The organism is Caballeronia sp. LZ003 (assembly GCF_031451465.1).
In the GTDB taxonomy this organism is placed as follows: domain Bacteria; phylum Pseudomonadota; class Gammaproteobacteria; order Burkholderiales; family Burkholderiaceae; genus Caballeronia.
In genome coordinates this window covers 1,230,767-1,251,081 of record NZ_JARUXJ010000001.1, presented here as the reverse complement: position 1 = coordinate 1,251,081, position 20,315 = coordinate 1,230,767, and the positions used below count along the sequence as shown (strand labels likewise).

Annotated in this window: 20 protein-coding genes and 1 tRNA gene; 9 read left to right on the top strand and 12 right to left on the bottom strand. The window is 59.6% G+C overall.

Annotated elements, in window-relative coordinates; translation table 11 throughout:
• Positions 1-22: 22 nt before the first annotated feature.
• The 3 genes from QCE79_RS05800 to QCE79_RS05790 are packed head-to-tail and all read left to right on the top strand — an operon-like array spanning position 23 to position 1,522.
• Positions 23-202: a hypothetical protein gene (locus tag QCE79_RS05800; protein WP_309842602.1), complete on the top strand. Its 180-nt coding sequence runs from the start codon at positions 23-25 to the stop codon at positions 200-202.
• Positions 186-404 (top strand): DUF4224 domain-containing protein, encoded by a 219-nt coding sequence (locus QCE79_RS05795; RefSeq protein ID WP_309842599.1) that lies wholly within the window; start codon positions 186-188, stop codon positions 402-404. The genes QCE79_RS05800 and QCE79_RS05795 overlap by 17 nt, the downstream gene beginning before the upstream one ends.
• The gene (locus QCE79_RS05790) at positions 401-1,522 is read left to right on the top strand and encodes a tyrosine-type recombinase/integrase (protein WP_309842596.1); all 1,122 of its coding nucleotides are present in this window, start codon (positions 401-403) and stop codon (positions 1,520-1,522) included. Before QCE79_RS05795 ends, QCE79_RS05790 begins: the two co-directional genes overlap by 4 nt.
• A gap of 570 nt (positions 1,523-2,092) precedes the next feature.
• On the opposite strand, the gene QCE79_RS05785 is transcribed toward QCE79_RS05790, so the two are convergent.
• The gene (locus QCE79_RS05785) at positions 2,093-2,545 is read right to left on the bottom strand and encodes a helix-turn-helix domain-containing protein (RefSeq protein WP_244827711.1); all 453 of its coding nucleotides are present in this window, start codon (positions 2,543-2,545) and stop codon (positions 2,093-2,095) included.
• A 124-nt stretch (positions 2,546-2,669) separates the two neighbouring features.
• Between QCE79_RS05785 and QCE79_RS05780 the strand changes: the two genes are divergently transcribed.
• Entirely contained in the window at positions 2,670-3,305 is a 636-nt protein-coding gene (locus tag QCE79_RS05780; protein ID WP_309842592.1) for an NAD(P)-binding domain-containing protein, read from the top strand.
• 52 nt (positions 3,306-3,357) lie between these two features.
• Complete coding sequence (locus tag QCE79_RS05775) at positions 3,358-4,296, top strand: SDR family oxidoreductase (protein ID WP_309842590.1); 939 nt, start codon at positions 3,358-3,360, stop codon at positions 4,294-4,296.
• 60 nt (positions 4,297-4,356) lie between these two features.
• Here QCE79_RS05775 and QCE79_RS05770 read toward each other — a convergent pair whose 3' ends face one another.
• Positions 4,357-4,725: a helix-turn-helix domain-containing protein gene (locus QCE79_RS05770; protein ID WP_250525720.1), complete on the bottom strand. Its 369-nt coding sequence runs from the start codon at positions 4,723-4,725 to the stop codon at positions 4,357-4,359.
• 108 nt (positions 4,726-4,833) lie between these two features.
• Here QCE79_RS05770 and QCE79_RS05765 point away from each other — a divergent pair, with 108 nt between their 5' ends.
• From QCE79_RS05765 to QCE79_RS05750, 4 genes are all read left to right on the top strand, one after another.
• Complete coding sequence (locus QCE79_RS05765) at positions 4,834-5,568, top strand: SDR family NAD(P)-dependent oxidoreductase (RefSeq protein ID WP_250492282.1); 735 nt, start codon at positions 4,834-4,836, stop codon at positions 5,566-5,568.
• Between the two features lie 199 nt (positions 5,569-5,767).
• Positions 5,768-6,163: a nuclear transport factor 2 family protein gene (locus QCE79_RS05760; protein ID WP_309842587.1), complete on the top strand. Its 396-nt coding sequence runs from the start codon at positions 5,768-5,770 to the stop codon at positions 6,161-6,163.
• Between the two features lie 533 nt (positions 6,164-6,696).
• Positions 6,697-7,305 carry a CatB-related O-acetyltransferase gene (locus QCE79_RS05755; protein ID WP_250508898.1) on the top strand — a complete coding sequence of 203 codons (609 nt, stop codon included), beginning with the start codon at positions 6,697-6,699 and terminating at the stop codon, positions 7,303-7,305.
• Positions 7,306-7,821: 516 nt separating this feature from the next.
• Positions 7,822-8,229: a hypothetical protein gene (locus tag QCE79_RS05750; RefSeq protein ID WP_244827705.1), complete on the top strand. Its 408-nt coding sequence runs from the start codon at positions 7,822-7,824 to the stop codon at positions 8,227-8,229.
• A 1,380-nt stretch (positions 8,230-9,609) separates the two neighbouring features.
• On the opposite strand, the gene QCE79_RS05745 is transcribed toward QCE79_RS05750, so the two are convergent.
• The 10 genes from QCE79_RS05745 to QCE79_RS05700 form a co-directional block, all read right to left on the bottom strand.
• Complete coding sequence (locus tag QCE79_RS05745; RefSeq protein WP_244827704.1) at positions 9,610-9,993, bottom strand: MerR family transcriptional regulator; 384 nt, start codon at positions 9,991-9,993, stop codon at positions 9,610-9,612.
• An 84-nt stretch (positions 9,994-10,077) separates the two neighbouring features.
• Positions 10,078-10,485: an integration host factor subunit alpha gene (locus QCE79_RS05740; RefSeq protein WP_244827703.1), complete on the bottom strand. Its 408-nt coding sequence runs from the start codon at positions 10,483-10,485 to the stop codon at positions 10,078-10,080.
• 72 nt (positions 10,486-10,557) lie between these two features.
• Positions 10,558-12,990: a phenylalanine--tRNA ligase subunit beta gene (gene pheT, locus QCE79_RS05735; protein ID WP_309842582.1), complete on the bottom strand. Its 2,433-nt coding sequence runs from the start codon at positions 12,988-12,990 to the stop codon at positions 10,558-10,560.
• Positions 12,991-13,068: 78 nt separating this feature from the next.
• Positions 13,069-14,082 (bottom strand): phenylalanine--tRNA ligase subunit alpha, encoded by a 1,014-nt coding sequence (gene pheS / locus QCE79_RS05730; protein ID WP_244827701.1) that lies wholly within the window; start codon positions 14,080-14,082, stop codon positions 13,069-13,071.
• Between the two features lie 201 nt (positions 14,083-14,283).
• Positions 14,284-14,643 (bottom strand): 50S ribosomal protein L20, encoded by a 360-nt coding sequence (gene rplT / locus QCE79_RS05725; RefSeq protein WP_050454097.1) that lies wholly within the window; start codon positions 14,641-14,643, stop codon positions 14,284-14,286.
• 29 nt (positions 14,644-14,672) lie between these two features.
• On the bottom strand, positions 14,673-14,870 hold the full coding sequence (gene rpmI / locus QCE79_RS05720) for a 50S ribosomal protein L35 (RefSeq protein ID WP_244827700.1): 198 nt from the start codon (positions 14,868-14,870) through the stop codon (positions 14,673-14,675).
• A gap of 229 nt (positions 14,871-15,099) precedes the next feature.
• On the bottom strand, positions 15,100-15,627 hold the full coding sequence (infC, locus tag QCE79_RS05715) for a translation initiation factor IF-3 (RefSeq protein ID WP_074168877.1): 528 nt from the start codon (positions 15,625-15,627) through the stop codon (positions 15,100-15,102).
• A 47-nt stretch (positions 15,628-15,674) separates the two neighbouring features.
• Positions 15,675-17,582, bottom strand: a complete 1,908-nt coding sequence (thrS, locus tag QCE79_RS05710) for a threonine--tRNA ligase (RefSeq protein WP_309842577.1) — start codon at positions 17,580-17,582, stop codon at positions 15,675-15,677.
• 284 nt (positions 17,583-17,866) lie between these two features.
• Positions 17,867-17,943: transfer RNA gene (locus QCE79_RS05705), tRNA-Val, on the bottom strand.
• A 124-nt stretch (positions 17,944-18,067) separates the two neighbouring features.
• Positions 18,068-20,290: a bifunctional (p)ppGpp synthetase/guanosine-3',5'-bis(diphosphate) 3'-pyrophosphohydrolase gene (locus tag QCE79_RS05700; protein WP_250464417.1), complete on the bottom strand. Its 2,223-nt coding sequence runs from the start codon at positions 20,288-20,290 to the stop codon at positions 18,068-18,070.
• Between the last annotated feature and the right edge of the window lie 25 nt (positions 20,291-20,315).

Genomic DNA, 20,315 nt, shown 5'->3' with positions numbered 1-20,315 from the left:
TTAGGAAGTCGAGGATTCGATCATGCCGCGCAAGGCGATGACAATTGAGCAACGCGCTGCCAAAAAGGCAGCAAAGGCTGAGGCGCTGAAAGCGAAGCGCGAAGCCTTGAAGTGCGAGGCTCGGGCCGAGATTCACTTTTTGGCAAGCCAAATCCCGCCCCATATCGCTCAGGGGGAGAGCAACGATGGCAGCAGTACTTGAATCGCCGCTTGAACTGACGGAGGACGAGCTCGCGCGCATCACGGGCTATAAGCGCCCCTCGAAGCAGATGGAGATGCTCAAGTCGCTGGGCATCCCCGCGCGCCGCCGCCCCGACAACTCCGTGCTCGTCATGCGCATGCACTGCATCGCGCCGGCGCAGATCCCCACCGCAACGATCCGGCGCGAGCCACGCGTCAAATGAACCGCAGAAGAAAACATCACCGCGGTCTGCCCCGCCGCGTCATCGTCAATCACGGCGCGTTCTATTTCTTCGCGCCGGAGCCGATGCGGAACCCGTGGACGCAGAAGGAGCAACGCTGGATTCGCCTGTGCGGATTCGAGGAAGGCGAAGCGGTCATGTACGAGCGCCTCGGTTTCCTCATGAAGGAGAAGAAGCTCGTCAGCGGAACGATGCCGAACCTGTGCGAGGAATGGAAGCAGCGCAAGCTGGCGCGCTACACGCCCGCCGTGCGCAAGGAATACGAGCGCATGGCCGACTTCATCGCCGAGAAGTTCGAGGAGTTCACCGTCGCCGACGTGAAGGCCAGGACGATCACCGTGTTCCTCAGGAAGTACTTCGCGGAGAAGCACAACACGGCGCAGAAGTACGTGAACGTGCTGCGCAAGATGTTCAAGATGGCGATCAGCGAGATGGGCCTGCGCGACGACAACCCGTGCGACCAGCTGGACCTGTCCGACTATGAAACGCAGCGGCGCGAGGTTTTGCCGACGCACGACGTCATCGCGAAGATCCGCGAAGCCGCGCTGACCAGAAAGGATGGTCTGCCGACCGAGTCCGGGCCGATGTTCCAGTGCATCGTCGACATGGCCTATCTGTGCTGGCAGCGCGCGATCGACGTGCGCATGCTCCGCGACGCGCAGATCGAAGGCGGCGCTATCCGGTTCAAACCCACGAAGACGGCGAAGTCGAGCGGGAAGATGGTGGACATCGCGATCACGCCGTCCATCGACGCGGTGATCGAGCGCGCGAAGGGGATCAAGCGGAAGTACAAGATCATCAGCCCCTACCTCTTCCCGTCGACGAAGGGCACGCCGTACACGAAGACCGGCCTGCACTCGATGTGGCGCCGCGCGAAGGAGCGCGCCCAGATCACAGACGACGTCGTGTTCAAGGACCTGCGCGCGCTCGGCGCGACAGACGCGGCGCGCCAGGGCAAGGACAAGAAGCAGATCCAGACGCGGCTCGCGCATACCAGCGGCCGAACGAGCGAAATCTACATTAAGGAGGTCATCGCCGAACGCTCGGAAATGGACGTCGCACTGCCTTGGAATGCGCCTAATACGGAAACAGGGAACTAGGCTGCATGCGGGTTTCAAGCCGATTAATCTTTGAGCATCTGTTAGGCGTGGTATGATCGCGGCCTTTAATTCAGAGCCTTTGCGGCGAGTGAGTTCCCGCATGGGGTGCAGGTGGTCGGAGGTTCAAATCCTCTCGCCCCGACCAAATTAAGCCCACGTAATCTTTCGATTACGCGGGCTTTCTCATTTGTATGTCCATGGCGGAAGAAGCGATTCTGACGGCTTCCAAAAGAACGCCGCCGAAGCGCACTGCGTACAGTCAAAATAGGCGTCCTGCGCGGCTGAATCGTCATCTCCGTCCTGCGCGCGCGTGGCATGTGCTACGGCGGACTGAAGGACGTCGATGTAGTGGTCGCGCTTTCTCTGCATCCGTTATTGCTTTCGCCCGAATGTCTTAGATCGCGTACGGAATGGAACTGAAGCCGGCGCGATTTTTCGCCCGCTCAGGCCGCTGAACCTCAGTCACTGTCTTCAGAACCGTTCTCGACATCGGGCCGCTATTCGCCGCACCTCTCGGCTAGCCATGCGCGCATCGTTTATGGACGTAGCACGGTATGCCTGCCGCCCTGTCTATTCCTTGCTCTCCGGAAACATACATCCGCCATTCCGAACCAGCGTCTTCACCTCTTCGCTCACCAGTAGGGGACTTTGCCTTAATCGGGCAATGAAAGCCTTACTTCGCCGTACGTACGACTTTGAATCGTACTTCGCGCTCCATAGGACGATGTTCAGCACGACAGGGATGAGGTCCAAGCCCTTCTCGGTCAGCGTGTAGAAGTCACGGCGCCCATCGTCGGGGCTGGGCGCCCTCGAGAGAATTCCTTGTTCCTCAAGAAACGCAAGGCGGGACGCAAGGACATTGGTCGCGATTCCCTCTTCCGATCTCAGAAACTCGCCATACGTCTTCTTGCCAACAAAGACGATGTCGCGAATGATCAAGAGCGACCACCGGTCGCCAAAGATCTCCACGCCGTAGTTCACCGCGCAATGGGATCGAAGGTCTTCTTTGGATGTCGTCTTCATGGCCAAATATTAACATCGCTTGCATGAAGCAAGTAAATTTCCTCTTTTACTTGTTTTTTGCAAGTTATGTGAATAGGATGGTCGCTAGTGGTTACGAGCACCACCCAACTCACCAGGAGACTGCATGAGCACGATCAGCATCATTGGCACAGGCGGCATGGCCGCAGCGATCGGCGGCCTTGCCGCCAAGGCGGGACACACAGTCGAGGTAATTAGCCGCGACGCTGCCAAGGCGCGGGCGCTTGCCGAAAAATTTGGAGCCAACGCGACGACAGGGATGTTCGGCGTCGCCCCGGCCGGGGACATGGTCATCCTGGCGCTTCCCTACCCAGCCGTTCTCGACGTGGTGAAGCAATACGGGAACGAGCTTGCAGGCAAGGTTCTCGTGGACATCACCAATCCCATCGCCTCCGATCACGTGAGCTTCGTGACTCCGGGCGACAGCTTCGGCGCGCGGGAGATCGCCAAGGCCGCGCCTACCGACGCGAAAATCGTCAAGGCGTTCAACACCCTGTTTTCTCACGTCCTGGCTGCCGATCCAGTAGAGGGCCGCCTGTTGGACGTGTTCATCGCCGGGGACGATGCACAGGCGAAAGCACGCGTCTTGGCATTCGTCGCGAGCCTCGGACTGCGCCCGATGGATACCGGGCCGCTGCTCATGGCGAAGACGCTGGAGCACGTCAGCCTGCTGTCGCTGGGACTTCTCACTCACTCCGTCAAGCACGCCAACTTCTCAATCGGCGTCAGCCTGTTCGGCTGATTGCACCCGCGCCACGACATCTCGCATCACATCTTCTGTAGGGAGCAATAACATGCACGTTTTCGTCACGGGCGGGACCGGCCATATCGGTTCGTACATCATTCCCGAGCTCATCGCCGCCGGCCACGAGGTAACCGGCCTCGCCAGGTCGGACAAATCAGCGGCGGCGGTGTCCGCGCTCGGCGCAAAGGTGCGTCGCGGCGATATCTCCGATCTCGATGAACTCAAGGCCGCGGCGTCGGAGTCAGACGGTGTCATCCATGTCGCGCATAGACAAGACCTGCTTCCCTCTGGCGGGCTCGATGCCGTGGCCGCCGCGGAACTCCGGATCATGCTTGCGTATGGCGACGCACTGGCCGGAACCGGCAAGCCGCTGGTCGTGTCGGCGAGCATCGGCTCAGCCGGATGGGAAAGCCTCGGCCGGCCCGTCAGCGAGGATGACCCTGCCCTTCCGGCCGGCGATGCATACAAAGGAACGCTGCGAGTTCGTAACGTCGTGGAGCTCGCCGTGATCGCACTCGCGCAGCGGGGCGTGCGGTCTTCGGTCGTGCGGATTCCTCCCATCGCGCACAGCACGAGCGATGCAGGCTTCCTCCCGTTGCTGATTGCGCTCGCAAAGGACAAGGGCGTCATCGGTTATCCGGGAGACGGCGCAAACTTGTGGCCGGCCGTGCATGGCCGCGACCTCGCCACCTTGTTCCGTCTCGCGCTGGAGAAAGGTCCGGCTGGCAAAAGTTGGCACGGCATCGAGGGCGAGGGCGTCGCTTTGCGCGAGATCGCCGAGGCCATCGGCAGCCGCCTGGGCCTGCCGGCCGTGAGCATTCCCATCGATGTGCTGATGCTGCCGGGATACTTTGGCTTCCTGACAAACCTGGTCACGCTGGACCTTCCGGCGTCCAATCTCATCACGCGTCAGGCTCTCGGCTGGAAGCCTGCCCAGCCCGGCCTGATCGAGGACCTCGACAATGGCCACTACTTCCCTGCTCTTTGAGTGGCGAAAACAGCGCGGGCACGTTTTGATAGCGCGTTGAACGTGGATGTCGGCTGTCTTCTATTTCAACCTGTCGCGCTCAGCGAGCATGTTCACCATTTCGGCCATATTCTCGGTTCCCCAAGTGCACAGCGGGACGATCTTGTCGGCCAGGCTTCGACCGAGCGGCGTCAGCGTGTAGTCCACGCGCGGTGGCACCTCCTGATAGTCGGTCCGCGCGAGGACGCGATCGGCTTCGAGTTCCTTCAATTGCTGGATCAGCACCTTGGCGCTGACGCCGTGGACATTGCGCTTGAGTTCGCCGTAGCGCTTCGGGCCGTCGAGCAGGAAGTACAAAATCAGTGGCTTCCATTTGCCCGCGATGATGCTGAGGGTCGCGGCTAGCCCGTAAGAGTAGCGGCCACCGCAGGTCGGAGAACAGTCGGTCATTTCGTGGTTACCAAAAGGTGCATACTTGTTCTTAGGTTAGTCCAACTGCATACTTGTTTCAAGCAAGCGATTCCTGCTTCCGTACAACTTGAAAGAAGGATGCACGACATGACCAGACTTAACGGAAAGACGGCTGTCATCACCGGTGGCGCCACGGGCATTGGCCGCGCGGCAGCGAAGCGCTTCATCGAGGAAGGCGCTTTCGTCTTCATCTTCGGCCGTCGGCAAGACGCACTCGACGATGCCGTGGCCGACCTCGGGCCCAATGCCCGTGCGGTAAAGGGCTCGGTCTCGGATGAGGCCGACCTCGACCGACTTTATGCAGCGGTGAAGGACGAGCGCGGGACCCTCGATATCGTCTTTGCGAATGCCGGCGCGGGAAGCCAGCTAGCGCTCGGCAAGATCACCGCCGAGCATATCGATGAAGCCTTCGACACCAATGTGAAGGGTTCGATCTTCACGGTCCAGAAGGCGTTGCCGCTGATGCGCGATGGCGGTTCGATCATCCTGACCGGATCGAGCGCCGGCACTACGGGCGCTCCTGGAATGAGCGCCTACAGCGCGAGCAAGGCGGCCGTGCGCAACCTCGCGCGAACGTGGGCGGAGGACCTGAAAGGCACCGGCATCCGTGTGAACGTGTTGTCACCCGGGGCGACGGCAACCGAACTCGCGAAGGAAGCGCTGGGCGAGGAAGGCCAGAAGATTTTCGCCTCGATGACTCCGCTTCAGCGCATGGCCGATCCGGCCGAGATCGGAGCGGTGGCTGCCTTTCTCGCGTCGTCGGACAGCAGCTTCATGACCGCCAGCGAGGTGGCCGTCGATGGCGGCTTGGCGCAACTTTGATGTGCTGTGGCGGCTCTGGCTAACGTCGTTCGCAGGGCCCCTTCAGTGGGCTTGTTGGTCGACGGCGGAAAGCGTGGGTCCTAAGTGCCGCGTGTTGGACTGCAAACCGCGCGGCACATCGATGGAGCAGCGGCCGTCCGACGTAAGAGCGCGACCTGTTCCTGTTGCGGGCTTGTGTCACAAACGTGGAGAGATACCGATGAGCACACAAGCGAACGTCCAGGTCGTGAAGGATTTTTTTGCCGCGCTGGGCAGCGGCGATAAGCAAGCTTTGCTGGCCATTTCCGCAGAAGACATCGAGTGGATCGTTCCGGGCGAGTGGGCGCTGGCCGGCACCCACCGTGGACACGCGGACTTGGCGAACCTGTTGCAGAAGGCGTCCGAGATGGTGGATACGTCCTACCCCGCCCCGCCCGAATTCGTTGCTCAGGGTGACCGGGTTCTGGTCGTCGGCTTCGCGACGGGCCGAATCAAAGCCACGAACAAGACCTTCGAAGACCACTGGATCTTTGCCATCATCGTTCGCAATGGCAAAGTCGCGAGCATTCGCGAGTACATCGACACGCTTGCACTGGCCCGGGCCTCCGAACTTTAAGGCTAGTCGTTGTGTTGGGCGACGGAAGATCAGCAAGTCGCTGCGTTCGTAGTCTCCCCCGAGCTGGCTGATAGCCATCAACCTCGAAGAACTCATATTTGATAACTAGCAGCGGGATGAGCGGTTTCATAGTCGGATGCCTGCGCACTTCCGCGTCCAGCCAGGCGTGAGACGCCTCTTTACCTTCCGCCGCGCCGCTTCCGCAGCATCGTTTTGTGCGCCACCGACCGTCAGATACTTTCGCCCGCAATAGCGAGAAACCGTTCACGCTTTGCAGCGGGCTTCGTCATGGCGAGAGGAAGATCGGCTCTGTCTCACACATCAACGAATCCAAAGTCATTTCGCCCCGCTTGCTATCATGCCTGCCTGCGTGATGGCGGCTCGTGGTAGCGCCACGAGCCAAGCTCAAGTGTCTTGTAGCACGGGCCAACAGTGTGGATACGAAGGATTCGTGTGCACAGCGCCGTCCGGCTAATCGGCTTGACAACGACGACTTTCACAACGGCCCCAGCGCGCGAGACAGGTGATGAAGCATGAAGCCGCTATCTAAATTTTTTTCGAGAAAGGCCCCGCAACCGGCAGTCGAGGTTCCGTTACCGCCACCGGAAGTGACTGACGGACGGTTCTTTTTCCCAGTTCAGGAAATCAGAGTCGCGGTCGGTAACCACAGTCATATAAACCGACCAACCGTTTATTACTGGGGGGCTCCGTGTGCATTTGAGGTTGGGAATTACTGCTCAATTGCTCAGGGAGCAACATTCGTGTTAGGCGGCGAGCATCCGAAGCTTTCGTTGTCTACGAACACGACGCTGCATCAAATAAATGCTTCCAATAGATGGAAGGGAGACGTCGTCATTGGCAACGATGTCTGGGTCGGCGCAAACACCACCATCGTTTCAGGCGTTACGATCCACACCGGAGCGATCATCGGGGCGGGCGCCACGATCAGCAAAGATGTTCCTGCTTACGCGATAGTCGTCGGTAATCCGCAGCGCGTTCTGCGTTATCGCTTCGAGCCAGACGTGATAGCCCGATTACTCGACTCACGTTGGTGGGAACACAATCCGGAGACGTTGAATCCGCTCTTGATGAAGAGCACAGATATAAATGATTTTCTGATGCTGTTTGAGAATTCGGTTTGAGGGATGGCGAATTCGTTTGGCGTCTTGTTCATTCGCTTCTCGTTCAACGATGAGGAATGCGTCTCTAAAGGACCACGGGTGATGAAGCCGCACTACCCTCTCTACAAACTCCTGTAGGCGTGTCCGATACCGGCTCCGCTTGCGGCATCGACGCTTTGCCGATCCTAGCTGTACTCTCTTGTGCGGAAACGCCTTGCCCGTTATCGCCGAGCAGATCCTAATGCCAAAAATCATTTGACCCATGCTTCGATGCGGACAACCGCTTCTTCGCGCAATCTATCGACAAATCATCGGATCAGTTCGAGCGGCCACGATTGTTAGGCACACGCAGTGTTTGCCGTTGCACCTTGATCGCCACCTAAAAGACTGCGAGGCACGCGAGTGTCATGCAAATCACGCCAAACTTTCGACAGACCTGACGCTGATTGCGGCGTTTCGTTAAGTGGCGCACTCAACTTCTAACCAGACTGCCTCATATTCCGATCATGATCATTAAATAAAAAATCGGGGCGTGCCGTGTCAGCCATTCTCTCAGTTGTCGTCCGCGGTGCCACCGCCAGCCTCCACTATCTCGGGCGTCGAGACAAGAAGCCGGAGGTGACAGCGGATGCACTCGCACATGTCTATCGTGAAGTGCTCGGAACGCTCGCCGAGCTTTCGGGCGTTGTGTTCCGAGTCATGTATCAGACTGATCCTGAACGGCCTTGGCCCAAGGCCGTGCTTGAGGAACTAGAACGCAAGCACGCTGAAATCAAAGACCTGGCGAACACGTCCGGCCATCTGCTGCAAGTGGATGCTCTTGAAGCCTTGCAATTCATCGCCAATGGCGAGGCACGTCAGGCAGGCATGCAACAGTTCCTGGAAGCTATCGACGCCGCACATCAGGTGGTCAGTCGACAGTGCCGTCTTGCTCAACAGAGCTGATCTAGCGATTGCAAGCGTTGTCGTAATGCAATGGTCACTCGGCGCCAGGCGCCTGTAGTGATGAAGCCTCTTGCTCAGCGAATACCGTCCTTCGTCAATCGACCGTCGGGCAAGGACCACCGTCGCACATCCTGGACTTTACGAATGCATCGCCGCCAGAGAATTGCCGTGCTGCTCGAGATGGGCCGACTCGTCGTGCGAAATCCGAGAGTTGCTTATCCTCTTCTGACCGTGCTCTCCCGCACGTGTGCAGAAAAATGGGCGGCAGTCGCCATGCCGAAGTTCATACGCGAAAATGCGCGCGCTAAAACGTTCAGATAAATTTACGCGCTACATCCAATGCAAAAAACACTGACTCGCGGCGTTCGCGATGATTGGCCGTGCCTGCCTTAACGCGATTTTTACGCGACGCTCAGCGACCCGCTCACCGCATAAAAATGCAAGGCACCGAACCGGCGGTTAGAAGCTCGACGGACTCATCCGCCGTTAGTCCGCACAGAAGCGCTATTTTGTCCGGTCGATGCATCGCGATTTCTGCGGCGTATGGATAACGAAGAACAGTCGACGCATTTGGCAATACTGTCGTCCTAATCGAGCTTTCCAAAGCGCTATGGCACCGCTTGCTTAACAGCACGTGAAAGCTAGTCGCTGCTTTCTCAATGCGCATGACTTTGCACGCTGAAAAGTAGTTCGCAAAGCAAACGTTTGCGGTATGCTCGCCGAAACCGTCTGTAGTTTGTTCGAAGCGATTGATTCATCGGTTTTCACTGCAGATCAGAAACGAGAGAGTATCGTCTCCCTAAAGCAATTGCCCGCTTTTACTCAGACTTAAAAGGCACAAAAACCACTTGTAACTCAGGCCCTTAAGCTCTAATCTTAAAGTGACGTATAAGGAACGCCGCCTGATGCCTTCGCTTGCTCTCGCGCCTGTCGTTCAAAGGCAACCGCTGTCAGCCCGAACTTCCAGCTTGCGTCTCGAAGTCGCAAGATGGTTCGTTTCGGTGTCATCCGCGCGCGTTACACGGTTCGGCCGCATCTATCTGGGCGGGAGCCGCTATGTATGTGTGAGCGCATACAAGAATGGCGGGCGCTTTGCGCTGTACTTCTTCCATCACGGACCTGATGACTGGCGTATCTATCCGCCTATGGGTATGGGGCCGAGCCTTGTGTACTGGTCGGTTGGTGTAGAGGCGCCAAGCGCGAACCTGACCGTCGGCTGATAGATCCAACCCATGCTTTGTGATTCGCCATTGTGCGGGTAGACCGGCACCATACAGCCCATGTTCTTCGCGCAGTCGCACTCGGAACGCAATGCACCCAGACCAAAAAAATGCCGCGAGTCCGTCGCGGCATTGGTCATTCCTACAAGACAAGCGGCATTCAGCCACCGAGCAAATCGATCACCTGCGTGATCTCCTTGCGCAACTGATCGACATCGACGCCCGCTGAAGGCGCAGCCGCTACGCCCTCGATATCTTCGGCTTCGGCGTCATCGCTGATCGGGCGGCCTTGCGAATCAAGCCGATTACGCGCGCCGTTGATGGTGAATCCCTGCTCGTATAGCAGTTCGCGAATCCGCCGGATCAGCAGCACTTCATGATGCTGATAGTAGCGCCGATTGCCGCGCCGCTTGACCGGCCTCAGCTGCGTAAACTCCTGCTCCCAATAGCGCAGCACGTGCGGCTTGACACCGCACAGCTCGCTGACTTCGCCAATCGTGAAATAACGCTTGGCCGGGATCGGAGGCAAGACGACTTTTTCCATCGTCGATCAACCATCTTGGTGAGTGATGTCGATGAAGCACGGCAAGCAAAAGCGATTCGCGCGATGTTCAGCGCATGAGCGAATTCAACGCGTGAGACCTGACTCCGCTCCCGTTTCCACCAGCGCCTTCAACTTCTGACTTGCATGAAATGTGACGACACGCCGTGCCGCGATAGGAATGGCTTCGCCAGTCTTCGGATTGCGTCCCGGACGCTGCGGCTTGTCGCGCAACTGGAAGTTGCCAAAGCCGGAGAGTTTGACGCTATCGCCGCTTTCGAGCGCGTCGCGAATGACTTCGAAGAAGGCTTCGACCATGTCTTTCGCTTCGCGCTTGTTCAAGCCGACGTGGTCGAACAGCATCTCGGCCAGTTCGGCTTTCGTGAGCGTGGGCGTGTCATTGGACACGGCGCCCGAAGTCGGGATATCTCGGGTCATGGCGCTACGCTGCGCCGAAAGAAGGGCTTCGAAATCACTCGAGTTCATTTGGTTCATATCGGTAAAACGGCGGACGACGATGAAGACGGACTAAGCCAACTGCAGGCCAACTACATGCCCAACCGCAGGCTATCCGCGCAACCGCGCGCCGTGTACTCGAGCCAGGCGATCCACCAGCGTTTTGATAGCCGTATCGACCGTTTCATCCTGAAGCGTGCCGCCAGTATCTTGCAACGTAACACGGAAGGCAAGACTTTTCTCGTGCTCCGCCAACCCACCGGAAGTATTTGATTTTGGACGAAATTCGTCGAAAAGCGCAACCCTTGTGACGTGCTTGCAGGCAGGTTCGGAACGGGCATTTTCAAGCTCGTCGAGCAACGCCTGGAGCGGTACTTTCTGATCCACGACGACGGCGATATCACGCCGCACGGGCGGGAATTTCGACACTTCCGAAGGCGCCGGCAGCGCGCGATCCATCAACGCGTCCGCTTCGATTTCGAAGAGGATCGGCGCATGCGGCAGGTCGTACTTTTGCTGCCAGCGCGGATGCAGTTCGCCGATCCAGCCCACCGCCCGGCCCGCCACCTCAACACGCGCGCTGCGTCCCGGATGCAGCGCCGGATGCTCCGCCTTCACGAAGCGCGGTACGACGGGAGCGAACAGCGCTTCGACGTCGCTTTTCACGTCGAAGAAGTCGACGCTGCGCGACGGCGCGCCCCATTGCTCGTCTAGCGCGGGACCGTAGGCGAGACCGCCGATCATCTTCGGTTGCGCGAAACCTTCGACAGCCAATTCGCCCGCCGTAACCGATGCATCGCGCAAAAACACACGCCCTGCTTCGAACAAGCGAATACGGTCCGCGCGCCGGTTGAGGTTGTAGCGCAGCACGTCGATCAGACTGCCGAACAGCGTCGTGCGCATGACCGAAAGCTGACTCGCGATCGGATTGATGAGCTTCACCGGATTGTCGTTGCCGGCGAAATCCTTCTCCCAGTCGGCATCGACGAAACTGAAGTTCACGGTCTCCGAATAGTCGCGCGCGGCCACGGCATGACGCAATGTGTGGATTGAGCGCTTCGTTTCGTTCGTGCGCCGCATTTCGCTGGCAGCAACCGGCGGGCGCGCGGGAATTTTCTCGAAACCGTAGATACGCGCGACTTCCTCGATCAGATCTTCCTCGATCTCGATATCGAAGCGATAAGCCGGCGGCGTCACGCTGAAGGTATCGCCGTCGCGCTCGAAAGCGAGATTCAGACGCGTGAAAATCTGTGCGATCTCGTCCACGCTAATGTCCACGCCGATAATGCGGTGCGCGCGCGACACGCGCATGGTCACCCGATGACGCTCGGGCACGTTGACGGTCTGATCGTCCACCGGGCCGGCCTCGCCGCCGCAGATGTCGAGGATCAGTCGCGAAATGCGTTCGATATGCTCGACAGTGGTCGAGTAATCGACACCGCGTTCGAAGCGATGCGCGGCGTCCGTCGAGAAGTTGTATTTGCGCGCACGGCCGCGAATGGCGTCCGGCCACCAGAAGGCGGCTTCGAGATAGATGTTGGTGGTATCGAGCGTGACAGCCGTGCTGTCGCCGCCCATGATGCCCGCGAGGCTTTCGACCTGCGCGCCGTCCGCGATCACGCCGACGGTTTCATCCAGTTCGACAGTGTTGCCGTTGAGCAGCTTGAGCGATTCGCCCTTCTTGCCCCAACGCACTTCGATACCGCCGTGAATCTTGTCGAGATCGAACACGTGCGAGGGACGGCCGAGTTCAAGCATCACGAAATTCGAGATATCGACGAGCGCCGAGATGCTGCGTTGACCGGCGCGTTCGAGGCGCTCGACCATCCATTGCGGCGTCTTCGCGCGCGCGTTTACACCGCGAATCACGCGACCTGAAAAGCGGCCGCACAGATCCGGCGCGAGGATCTTCACTGGCAGCTTTTCGTCGAGCTTGACCTCGACCGGCGGCATGTCGAGCGACTTCAACGTCGCGCCCGTGATCGCGGCGGTTTCGCGCGCGACGCCAAAAACCGAAAGGCAGTCCGCCTTGTTCGGCGTGAGCTTGATCTCGAAGACGGTGTCGTCGAGATTGAGCGCTTCGCGAATGTCTTGTCCGATCGGCGTATCGGCCGGAAGGATCAGCAAGCCGCTATGGTCTTCCGAGAGCTTCAGCTCGCGCGCCGAGCACAGCATGCCCTGACTTTCGACACCGCGCAGCTTCGAGAGCTTGATCGCGAAAGGCGCGCCACCGGCTTCGGCAGGCGGCAACTCCGCGCCGACCAGCGCGACTGGCACCTTGATACCGGGCGTCACGTTCGGCGCGCCGCACACGATGTTCAACTGCTCGCCCGTGCCGGCATCGACCTGACAGACGTTGAGCTTGTCGGCGTCCGGATGCTTCGCCACTTCCAGCACTTGTCCGACGACGATCTTCTTGGTCGGCGGCGCGACCGGCCGCAGGTCTTCGACTTCGAGACCGGCCATCGTGAGTGCGTGCGCAAGTTCGTCGGTCGTGAGTGCGGGATCGACGAAGCTTCGGAGCCAGGATTCTGGGAATTGCATGTGTGTCTACGTTCGAATGAGGTGGTGTCTCTCGCCCGGTTGCTGTTGCCAAACCGGGCTCCGCGGGCCGTGCGGCGTTTAAGCGAACTGGCGCAGAAAACGCAGGTCGTTCTCGAAGAACAGACGCAAGTCCTGCACGCCGTAACGCAGCATGGCGAGACGCTCGAGGCCGCTACCGAACGCAAAACCGATATAGCGCTCCGGGTCGAGCCCCATGTTGCGGATGACGGTCGGATGTACTTGACCCGAGCCGGAGATTTCCAGCCACTTGCCCGCGTTCTTGCCGTGTTCGAACATCATGTCGATCTCGGCCGACGGCTCCGTGAACGGAAAATACGACGGGCGGAAGCGCACGAGAATGTCGTCGCGCTCGAAAAACTTCTTGAGGAAATCGGTATAGACGCCCTTCAGGTCCGCAAAGCTGATGTTCTCTTCGATCCACAGGCCTTCGACCTGGTTGAACATGGGCGAATGCGTGGCGTCGCTGTCCACGCGATACGTGCGGCCCGGCACGATCACCTTGATCGGCGGCTTGTTCATGCGCGCGTAGCGAACTTGCATCGGGCTCGTGTGCGTGCGCAGCAACAGCGGGCGGCCTTCGGCATCTTTACCGTCGACGTAGAAGGTGTCCTGCATCGAGCGCGCCGGATGGTTCTCAGGGCTATTGAGCGCCGTGAAGTTGTACCAGTCGGTTTCGATCTCGGGACCGTCCGCGACATCGAAGCCGATCGTGCCGAAGATACGCTCCACGCGCTCCCACGTGCGCATGACCGGATGCAGCGTGCCCGTGCTCGCGCCGCGTCCGGGCAAGGTAACGTCGATAGCTTCGGCGGCGAGCCGCTGGTTAAGGAGCGCGTCGGCCAGCGCCTGACGACGCGCGTTGAGCGCCGCTTCGACTTGCTGCTTGGCCACGTTGATCCGCGCGCCTTCGGTCTTCTTCGCCTCCGGATCGAGCTTGCCGAGACCCTTCAGCAGTTCGGTCAGCGCGCCGGATTTGCCGAGAAAGCGGGCCTTCGCGTTTTCGAGCGCGGCGGCGTCGGAGGCTTCTTCAAAGGCGCTTTTTGCGTCGGCGACAATCTGGTCCAGATCCATTGATCCCATCTTTTCAACGTCGAAGTTCTAACTGAATTACGGTTTGGCTTATGCGCACGATTGGTTCGTACGCCTCACATGCGATAAGCAAAACCGTCCGACCAACAAAAACGGGGCTCGGTGAGAGCCCCGTTTTCTACCTTCGCGCCACCCGAACAACCGGACGACGCTCAGGCGAACCACGCAGTACTAATTTCGCAATTAGGCTGCAACGGCGGCTTTCACCTGATTCACGATCGCAGCAAAAGCAGCCTTGTCGAACACAGCCATGTCGGCCAGCACCTTACGGTCGAGTTCGATCGAAGCCTTCTTCAGGCCGTTGATGAACACGCTGTACGTCATGTCGTGCTGACGCACCGCCGCGTTGATACGCGTGATCCACAATGCGCGGAACACACGCTTCTTGTTGCGGCGATCGCGATAGGCGTATTGCCCTGCGCGCATGACCGCTTGCTTGGCGATGCGATAGACGTTATTGCGACGGCCGCGGTAACCCTTGGCCAGACGGATGATCTTCTTGTGACGGGCCCGTGCGGTAACCCCACGTTTTACTCGAGGCATGTTGCGCTCCTATGAGTGTCGGTTAAGGGTTAAGCGAACGGCAACATTGCGCGGACGGAGTTCAGATTTGACTCATGAACGGCCGTCGTGCCACGCAAATGGCGTTTGTTCTTGGTGGTTTTCTTGGTAAGAATGTGGCGCTTGAAGGCCTGACCGCGCTTGACGGTACCGCCCGGACGCACCACGAAGCGCTTTGCAGCACTCTTCTTGGTCTTCATCTTCGGCATGAAACTACTCCAGTTTATTAGATGGTCATGGGTGTGCGGATGATCCGTCAAACAAACATCGGACCCCTTGCCGCCCTTCGAAACCCACGCTCCACTTATGTGCGGACAGCCTTTTGTGGCTACCGCTTTTCATGAGCGGCGTCACCAAAGTGACGCTAGCCCTGAAACCACCTGCGATGCCGCGCTCACGCTTTTCAACGGCGCGCGATCCAACGCTTTACGACGCTCGTTACTTACCCTTTTTCTTCGGGGCAAGCACCATGATCATCTGACGCCCTTCCATCTTCGGCATTTGCTCGACCTGGCCGTATTCGTCCAGATCCGTCTTCAGACGTTCGAGCATGCGCATGCCGATTTCCTGGTGCGCCATTTCCCGACCGCGGAAACGCAACGTGATTTTCGTCTTGTCGCCGTCTTCGAGGAAGCGCGTGAGGTTACGCAGCTTGACGTTGTAATCACCGTCGTCCGTGCCGGGGCGGAATTTGACTTCCTTCACCTGCACGATCTTCTGCTTGAGCTTCGCCTCGTGCTGCTTCTTCGCTTCCGAGTACTTGAACTTGCCGTAATCCATCAAACGGCAGACAGGCGGTGAAGCCTGCGGCGCGATTTCGACCAGATCCACGTCGAGCTGTTCCGATTGACGGAAAGCCTCGGCCAGTTTCACGATTCCGAGCGGCTCGTTGTCCACTCCGACCAAGCGCACTTCCGGCGCAGTGATTTCACCGTTGATGCGATGTGACGACTTATCAGTAGCGATGTTACGTTTCCTCTAAATATGAAAAAACAAGCCGCGCTGCGAGTGACTTACTTGAACGCCCGCACTTCCTGCTGCAGACGTTCGAGGAATGCGTCGACCGGCATCACGCCCAGATCGACACCGCCACGAGCACGCACGGCTACGGTTTGTGCATCACGCTCTTTGTCTCCGACGACCAGCAAATACGGAACCTTTTGCAGCGTGTGCTCGCGTATTTTATAGCTAATCTTCTCATTGCGCAAATCGCTCTCAACTCTAAGCCCTTGTTTTTGCAACGATTGGGCCAGAGAAGCCGCATATTCGGCCTGACTTTCGGCAATATTCAGCACGACTGCCTGCACAGGCGCGAGCCACGGCGGCATTGCACCGGCATGGTGCTCGATCAGGATGCCGAGGAAACGCTCCATCGACCCGACGATCGCGCGGTGAAGCATGACCGGACGGCGACGGCTGTTGTCCTCGCCGACGTACTCCGCGCCGAGACGCTCCGGCAACACCATGTCGAGTTGCAGCGTGCCGCATTGCCAGGACCGGCCGAGCGCGTCCTTGATGTGGTACTCGATCTTCGGACCATAAAACGCGCCCTCGCCCGCGAGTTCCTGCCACTGCAGGCCGCACGCGGTCAGCGCGTCACGCAGGCCTTGCTCCGCGCGATCCCAGGTTTCGTCGGTACCGGCGCGCTGCTCCGGACGCAGCGACAACTTGATGTCGATGTGATCGAAGCCGAAGTCCTTGTACACGCTCATCGCGAGCGTATTGAACGCGATAGATTCGGCGATGAACTGATCTTCCGTGCAGAAGATGTGCGCGTCGTCCTGAACGAAACCGCGCACGCGCATGAGACCATGCAACGCGCCCGACGGCTCGTTGCGATGGCACGATCCGAACTCCGCGTAGCGCAGCGGCAGATCGCGATACGACCTCAGCCCGTGATTGAACACCTGCACGTGGCCCGGGCAGTTCATCGGCTTGATGGCGTAGTCGCGCTTCTCCGACTCGGTCGTGAACATGTTCTCGCGATAGTTCTGCCAATGACCGGACGCTTCCCACAGCGAGCGGTCCATGACCATCGGGGTCTTGATCTCGAGATAGCCGGCCTCATTAATCCGACGGCGCATGTACTGCTCGACCTGCTGCCACAGCGACCAGCCCTTCGGATGCCAGAACACCATGCCCGGCGCTTCGTCCTGCAAATGGAACAGGTCGAGCTGCTTGCCGAGCTTGCGATGATCGCGCTTCTCCGCTTCTTCGAGCATGTTGAGATACGCTTCCTGGTCTTCCTTTTTGGTCCAGGCGGTGCCGTAGATACGCTGCAACTGTTCGTTCTTCGAGTCGCCGCGCCAGTACGCGCCCGCGACCTTCATGAGCTTGAAGACCTTCAGCTTGCCGGTGGACGGCACGTGCGGACCACGGCACAGGTCGGTGAAACCGCCGTGCGAATAGAGCTTGATTTCGTCCGAAGCCGGGATTGATTCGATGATCTCCGCCTTGTACTTCTCGCCGATGCTCTTGAAGTACTCGACCGCTTCGTCGCGCGACACCACGCGCCGCGACACAGGCTCGTCTTTCTTGACGAGGTCCTGCATGCGCTTTTCGATCTTCTCGAGGTCTTCGGGCGTGAAGGGACGGCTGTACGCGAAGTCGTAATAGAAGCCGTTGTCGATGACCGGCCCGATGGTCACCTGCGCCTCGGGGAACAAGTCCTTGACCGCGTAGGCCAGCAAGTGCGCGGCAGAGTGACGAACGACATCGACGCCTTCCGGGTCTTTGTCCGTGACGATGGCGAGCGACGAATCCTGGTCGATGACAAACGACGTGTCGACGAGCTCGCCGTTGAGCTTGCCGGCAAGCGCGGCCTTGGCGAGACCCGCGCCGATCGATGCCGCGACTTCCGCGACGGTCACCGGGTGGTCGTATTGACGGACCGACCCATCAGGCAAACGTACCGAAACCATTTCGTTCTCCAAGACGCCAGCTCACGCCAGGCGAGTTCGACTAAAACATGCCGCTCGATACCGTGCAAAACCCGAGAGACAAAAAAAATGCGGCCCCGCTATCGAGGGGCCGCATTCACTTTTCACACATACCGCAAACAGATTGGCAGAAGGCGAATTAGGTCCTCGACTAGCGTCGCTCCGAAGTTGTTTCGGTCAACGTTCGACGTGCCATATTTTTTCGCCTTGTGCGCAGTGCGCTTCTTGCGGATTGAAGACTCGGCGGACCGAGGCTTCGTTTTCGTTGGTAGGCTCGATTGGACTCGAACCAACGACCCCCACCATGTCAAGGTGGTGCTCTAACCAGCTGAGCTACGAGCCTGAAAGAACTGAGATTATATGGAGCGTTTCGATTTTTGGCAAGTGCATCTGTGCGATGAATCGAAAAATTATTCGTCGATCCGTTCAACTTTTCGCGCAGTGACGCTCCCGGCCGTAGCTTGCGTTCAGGCTCGGCGCGCCGCGCGGATCACGCCCACGACTTCCCCGAGCAAGGTGCACGCACGTTGAATCTGCATCGCGTTGGACACTTCCACGGTGAACTGCATGTAGGCCACGTTGCGCCGGCTTTGGGTCTTCACGCCTATCACGTTGATCTTCTCGCGCGCGAAGACTTCAGTGATGTCGCGCAACAGCCCCTGCCGATCCGCCGACTCGACCGACAAATCCACCGGATACACCGACGACCCGCGCCCGTTCATCACCTGCGCCGACCACGTCGTATGCAACACGCGCTCGGGCGAACGCTGCGCCATGCGCTGGAACGTCGCGCAATCGGACCGATGAATGGACATGCCCTTGCCGCGCGTGACGAACCCCGCGATAGGATCGGGCGGCGCCGGGCGGCAGCAACGCGCGAGCTGCGTGAGCAGCGCATCGACGCCGACGACCAGCACGCCCGTCGATGCCCCGAGCGCCACGCTCTGTCCGCTGCTGCGCTTTTCGAACTGCTCGGGCGTCTCGAGTTCGGGCTCGGGGGGCGGCGTATCGCTCAAGGCCTGTTCGATATTGCGCAGGCTGAATTCGTCCTTGCCGACGACCGAGTACAGATCCTCGGGCGCCTTGAAGCCGAGCTTGCTCGCGAGCTGATCGAGATTGACCGAGGTCTTCCCTTCGCGCTGCAGCGTCTTTTCGACGATCGCGCGACCTTCCGCGATGTTCTCCGCCGCATCGATCGTGTTGAACCACGCGCGCACCTTCTGCCGCGCGCGCGGGCTGTGCAGATAGCCGAGCTGCGGATTGAGCCAGTCGCGCGACGGGCCGCCCTCCTTCACCGCGACGATCTCGACCGTCTGCCCGTTCTGCAGCGGCGTGTTGAGCGGCACCATGACGCCATCGACACGTGCGCCGCGACAGCGATGCCCAAGCTCGCTATGCAGGTGATACGCGAAGTCGACCGCTGTCGCGCCGTGCGGCAACGCGATCACGCGCGCCTGGGGCGTCAGCACATAGATGTGGTCGTCGTCGAGGGTGGCGTCGCGCAACTGCTGCCAACCGGGCTGCTCGCCTTCGACATCGTCCTTCCAGGCAAGCAACTGGCGCAGAAAAGCGATTTTCTCGTCGTACTTCTCGCTTGCCGTGACCTGGCCCGCGTAGCCGCGCGTGCCCGCTTCCTTGTAGCGCCAGTGCGCCGCCACGCCATACTCGGCAAACTGATGCATCTCGTAGGTACGGATCTGCACTTCGAACGCGCGCCCGTCGTCGCCGATCACGACCGTATGCAGCGACTTGTAGCCATTCGGCTTGGGCCGCGAGATGTAGTCGTCGAACTCGCGCGGCACCGGCTGCCACAAGTTGTGCACGATGCCGAGCACGGTATAGCAGTCCTTGATGTCCCCGACGATCACGCGAAACGCGCGCACATCGTTCAGTTCGGAGAAATCGAGATGCTTGCCGCGCATCTTCTTCCAGATGCTGTAGATGTGCTTTGGCCGGCCGCTGACTTCGGCCTTGATCTGCGCGGTATCGAGTTCAGTTTGCAGCCGCGCGATGGCGTCCGTGACATAGGACTGGCGCTCCACGCGCTTCTCGTCGAGCAACTTCGCGATGCGCTTGTACGTGACCGGGTCCTCGAAGCGGAACGACAGGTCTTCGAGCTCCCACTTGAGTTGCCAGATGCCGAGACGGTTCGCGAGCGGCGCGTAGATTTCCATGGTCTCGCGCGGCACATCGGGCGAGGGATCGATCTTGTTGGCCGCGTGATAGCGCAAGGTTTGCAGGCGCGAGGCGAGGCGAATCAGCACCACGCGAATATCCTGCGCGAAAGCAAGCAACATCTTGCGCAATGATTCGACTTGCGCGCGCCGCGCGGCCTGTGCGTCGCGCGTGTTCTCGGGCAAGTCCGCGAGCGTGGCGCGCGAACTGACGGAGCCGAGACGCAAGAGCTTGCGCACATCGCCGACGAGCCGCTGCACTTCCGCGCCGAAGCGCTCCTCGATGACCTTCTCCGGGTCGTCCAGATGCGGCGTCAACACGAAGAGCGCCGCAGCGGCGATCGCGTGAGCGTCGACGTTGAGCGTCTGCATGATGCGCGCCGTGCCTTCCGCGTGCTCGGTGAGCAGTTCGCCCGTCGAGACGCGCGCATCCTTCGCGTGCTCGCGGATGAACGCGAGCGCATCGTCGATGGATGGCTCCGGCAAGGTGTCGGCGATAACGGCGGACTCGGTCATGCGCGAATGACTGCTCTTCGGCGAA